The organism is Microvirga sp. P4_G7 (assembly GCF_056401005.1).
Genome location: NZ_JBFUKD010000761.1, coordinates 1 through 1,640, shown reverse-complemented (window position 1 = coordinate 1,640; position 1,640 = coordinate 1). Strand labels below are relative to the sequence as shown.

Genomic DNA, 1,640 nt, shown 5'->3' with positions numbered 1-1,640 from the left:
AGAAGTTGACCGCCCGTACCGCTCGTCAGCTCGCCGACAAGGGCCTGAAGGCCCTGCGCGCGACGGACGAGGATCTCTACGGCCAGTATGTCGCTGAAGATCTGGTCGACCCGAAGTCGGGCGAGATCCACKCGGAAGCGGGCGACGAGATCAGCGAGAAGCTTCTCAAGAGCCTGCTCGAAGCCGGCTACACCGAGATTCCGGTTCTCGACATCGATCACGTCACGGTCGGGCCTTATGTCCGCAACACGCTTGCGGTCGACAAGAACTCCTCTCGTGAGGAAGCCTTATTCGATATCTACCGCGTGATGCGCCCGGGTGAGCCGCCGATCCTCGAGACGGCGGAAGCGATGTTCCATTCGCTGTTCTTCGATTCCGAGCGCTACGATCTCTCGGCGGTCGGCCGCGTGAAGATGAACATGCGTCTCGATCTCGACGCGGAAGACACCGTGCGCACGCTTCGCCGCGAGGACATCCTCGCGGTCGCCAAGGCGCTTGTGGATCTCCGCGACGGCAAGGGCGAAATCGACGACATCGATCACCTCGGCAACCGCCGTGTCCGCTCGGTCGGCGAGCTCATGGAGAACCAATATCGTCTGGGCCTCCTGCGCATGGAACGCGCGATCAAGGAACGCATGTCGTCGGTCGATATCGACACTGTGATGCCGCAGGACCTGATCAACGCGAAGCCGGCTGCCGCCGCGGTTCGCGAATTCTTCGGCTCGTCGCAGCTGTCGCAGTTCATGGATCAGACCAATCCGCTGTCGGAAGTCACCCACAAGCGTCGTCTTTCGGCGCTTGGCCCGGGTGGTCTCACCCGTGAGCGCGCCGGCTTCGAAGTCCGCGACGTTCACCCGACGCACTACGGCCGCATCTGCCCGATCGAAACGCCGGAAGGCCCGAATATCGGTCTGATCAACTCGCTGGCGACGTTCGCGCGCGTCAACAAGTACGGCTTCATCGAAACGCCGTTCAGGCGCGTTCGCCAAAGCCATGTCACGAAGGAGGTCATCTACCTCTCGGCCATGGAAGAGGCGAAGTACAACATCGCGCAGGCGAACTCCGCGCTCGACGGCAACGACAAGCTCACGGAAGAGCTGGTCATCTGCCGCCGCGCCGGTGAAAACATCGTCGCCGCTCCCGATCGCGTCGATCTGATGGAAGTGTCGCCGAAGCAGCTCGTGTCCGTCGCAGCCGCGCTCATCCCGTTCCTCGAGAACGACGACGCGAACCGCGCGCTCATGGGCTCGAACATGCAGCGTCAGGCCGTGCCTCTGGTACAGGCGGATGCTCCGTTCGTCGGAACCGGCATGGAAGCCGTCGTCGCTCGCGACTCCGGTGCCGCCATCGCCGCTCGCCGGGCCGGTATCGTCGATCAAGTGGATGCGACCCGTATCGTTATCCGCGCGACGGAAGAGACCGACCCGACGCGGCCGGGCGTCGACATCTATCGTCTGCAGAAGTTCCAGCGCTCGAACCAGTCGACCTGCATCACGCAGAAGCCGCTGATCCGCGCCGGCGACATCGTCCGCAAGGGCGACATCATCGCCGACGGTCCTTCGACCGATCTCGGCGAATTGGCTCTCGGCCGCAACGTGCTCGTCGCGTTCATGCCGTGGAACGGCTACAACTTCGAAGAC

The 1,640-nt window shown here is 63.2% G+C and carries 1 protein-coding gene; it reads left to right on the top strand.

The window, feature by feature from the left end; all coding sequences use genetic code 11:
• Positions 1–1,640, top strand: a 1,640-nt coding sequence (gene rpoB / locus AC1DT3_RS20405; protein WP_477467032.1) for a DNA-directed RNA polymerase subunit beta, incomplete at both ends; no start/stop codon positions are given.